Here is a 2,910-nt window from a genome sequence, read left to right as displayed (position 1 = left end):
TCACCGCGGCGGTCCTCGTCGCGGCGGCCGTGCGCGGGCCCCGGATCGCCTCGACGGTGATGATCGTCGTCGGGGTGCTCTTCCTGGTGTCGGCGCTGGCCAACCTCGCCGTCCTGAACACCGACCTGAACTTCCTGGCGTTCCGCTTCCCCAACGTGGTGTTCTCGGTCGTCGCCGGGCTGGTGCTGCTCGTCCTCGGCGCCTACGGCCGGGTGAGCGGCAACCTGCCGCCCGACAGCCCCTACGCCCACCCCCACGACGACGAGGACGGCGCCGACGACGACGAGCACCCCTCCACGCCGGAGGAGTTCGCCGCCGAGCGCGCCATGCGCGAGGCGGAGATCGCGGTCGTGCAGCACACCGCGAGCCCCGACCAGCAGCGCCGGGTGGCGGCGATGGCGTCGGCGCACAGCCGGGCGGAGCGCCGGCGGGTGTGGCTCTCCTTCGACGGGCCGAGCGGCGGGGCCTGACCCGCACCGGGCCTAGCCTTCGGGGGTGGCCTACGACGCCCTCGCGGAGAGCTTCGTGCTCATCGAGGGCGGCGTGCCGGATGCCCCCGCCCGGTTGAGCCGCCGGCGGCGGTTCGCCGCCCTGGCCGTGGACGTCGACGGCGACGTCGCCTGCACGTGCTTCGCCCGGCGCGGCGTCGGCTCCGTCGTTCAGGAGACGTGGGTGCTCGTGCGGCGCGGGCAGGAGTGGGTCCTGCTCGGGGGTGGCGGGGGCGGCCTCGAGCGTGACGACCTGGCCGACCGCCCCGTCGCAGCGGCCCTCGGCGGACCGGTGGCCCTGACCGGGGGCGGGTCGGTGCTGCGCGACGGCGGGCGGCTGCTGCCCTGGGGCGCCCGGCACGCCTCGTACGCGACGCTGCGCGCGAGCCGGGAGGTCGACCGGCTGCGGGTCGGCGCCCGCCTGCTCGCCGTCCCGCGGCACGGGCACCTGGTGGTGGTGTGGGCCGGGCAGCGGCCGCCCACCGCCGACGCCCTGGCCGGCGACGGCCGGCCGCTGGCGAGCCTGCGGCTGGACCTCCGCTCGCCGCGGCTCCCCGAGGTCTACCGCGATCCCGGCTGAGCGCCCGACCGGGCGGCGCCCGCCGTCCGGGGTGGTCGCGGGCCGTCCGTGCCGGCCCGCGACGTAGCCTCGCGGGTGCCATGCCATCAGCCGGACCGCGCACCCCGCCCCTGCGTGACCGCGCCGATGCCTGCCCCGGCGCGCTGCAGACGCACTCCGCCGCAGACGGCGAGCTGGCGCGGGTTCGGGTCCCCGGTGGGCTGCTCCGCGCCGACCAGCTGCGCGTGCTCGGCGCGGCCGCCGTCGAGCTCGGGGACGGCGCGCTGGAGCTGACCAGCCGCGGGAACGTGCAGCTGCGCGGGCTCCGGCCAGGGGCGGCGGGCGAGCTGGGCGAGCGGCTCGCGGCGGCCGGGATGCTGCCCAGCGACAGCCACGAGACGGCGCGCAACCTGCTGGGCAGCGTGCTCAGCGGACGGGCCGGGGGCCTGCTCGACGCCCGCCCCTGGGTGCGCGCCTTCGACGCCGGGCTGTGCGCGGACCCGACCCTCGCGGCGCTGCCCGGCCGGTTCCTGGCCACCTTCGACGACGGCCGGGGCGACGTCGCCGCGCTGGGGGGCGACGTCGGCCTGCTGGCCCTCTCCCGCGAGGCGGTCGCGCTCACCCTGGCCGGGGCCGATTCGGGGCTGCGCGCCACGTCCGACGACGCCGTCGCCCTGGCGCTGGCCGCCACCCGCGCCTTCCTCGCCGAGCGCGCCGAGCAGGGCGGGCGCGCGTGGCGCCTGGCGGAGCTGACCGGCGGACGCGCGCGGGTGACGGCGCGGGTGGGCGGCGCACCGGACGCGGCGCGGGCCGACGTGCCCGCCGAGCCGCGGGTGCGGGCGGTCGGTGCGGTACCGCAGGACGACGGCCGCACGGCGCTGGCCGCGGTCGTACCCCTGGGCCGGCTCACCGCCGCCCAGCTGCCGCTGCTGGCCGACCTCGCGGCGGAGGTCCAGCTGACACCGTGGCGCGGGGTGGTCGTCCCCGACCTGGCCGACGGGTCGGCTGCCGCGCTGCTGGTGGAGGCCGGGCTCGTGCTCGACCCGGGCAGCCCGTGGACCCGCGTGACCGCCTGCGCCGGGCTGCCGGGCTGCGCCAAGTCGCTCGCGGACGTGCGCGCCGACGCGACCGCCGCCGTGGTGGTCGGCGCCCTCCCGGCTGATGGGGCGAGGCAGCACTGGGCCGGGTGCGAGCGGCGCTGCGGCCGGCCCGGCGGCGCGGTCGTGGACGTGGTCGCCACCGGTTCCGGCTACCGGGTCGACGCGCCCACCTCCTGACCCGACGCTGCGTCGTGCCGGTCATCGGAGGCGGCGGCGCGAGCCCGAGCTGGGCCGACGTACAGGTACAACGCCGTACGGCGCCTCCGGCCACCGCGCTGGTCGTCCGCAGGCCGGTTCCACACGTCCGGAACCTAGCTGTCGAGCGCTCTGCCGGATCTGTGGACAAGCGCTTGACCTGCACTTTCATGTCGCGGGCAGCGATCATCCGCGGTAGCGTTCGTACGTGTGTTCGACAGGTGGGGGCGGTGCGGTGGCCCGGTTGGGTGCCGTGCTGGACGACCTGGCCGGTGAGGAGCTGGCCGGCCGGTTCGGGTCGCAGCTGATCGAGCAGCTGGGGGCGTTGTTCACCGCGTCGAACCGGCTGGCCGCGCAGGTGGCGCGGCGGGTGCGCGAGTGCGAGCTCACCCAGGCCGCCGAGCACGACGGCAAAGCCTCGATGGCCTCCTGGCTGCGCGGGCACGCGCTGCTCTCGGCCGGCGCGGCATCGCGGCTGGTGCGCTCGGGCCGGGCACTGGCGGAGCTGCCGGCGGTGGCCGCCGCGTTCGCCGCCGGGGCGGTCACCGCCGAGGCGGCGGTGGTGATC

The 2,910-nt window shown here is 78.1% G+C and carries 4 protein-coding genes; all 4 read left to right on the top strand.

Annotation, left to right across the window (positions count from 1 at the left end):
- A partial coding sequence (locus E9565_RS21700) for a DUF4383 domain-containing protein (RefSeq protein WP_236836708.1) occupies positions 1–470 on the top strand: 470 nt, incomplete at its 5' end.
- Between the two features lie 25 nt (positions 471–495).
- Positions 496–1,068 carry a hypothetical protein gene (locus tag E9565_RS21695; protein ID WP_236836707.1) on the top strand — a complete coding sequence of 191 codons (573 nt, stop codon included), beginning with the start codon at positions 496–498 and terminating at the stop codon, positions 1,066–1,068.
- 80 nt (positions 1,069–1,148) lie between these two features.
- Positions 1,149–2,324: a nitrite/sulfite reductase gene (locus E9565_RS21690; RefSeq protein ID WP_236836706.1), complete on the top strand. Its 1,176-nt coding sequence runs from the start codon at positions 1,149–1,151 to the stop codon at positions 2,322–2,324.
- A gap of 226 nt (positions 2,325–2,550) precedes the next feature.
- Positions 2,551–2,910, top strand: a 360-nt coding sequence (locus tag E9565_RS21685) for a DUF222 domain-containing protein (RefSeq protein WP_236836705.1), incomplete at its 3' end; no start/stop codon positions are given.

The sequence above is a fragment of the Blastococcus sp. KM273129 genome, from assembly GCF_021698995.1.
Classification (GTDB): domain Bacteria; phylum Actinomycetota; class Actinomycetes; order Mycobacteriales; family Geodermatophilaceae; genus Blastococcus.
Note: the sequence above shows the minus strand (reverse complement) of the source record. Positions and strands in the feature narration are given on the sequence as shown.

What these genes read in the sequence shown, in the direction of transcription:
- E9565_RS21690 (WP_236836706.1), top strand. Translation starts at nt 1,149, where the DNA reads ATGCCATCAGCCGGACCGCGCACCCCGCCCCTGCGTGACCGCGCCGAT.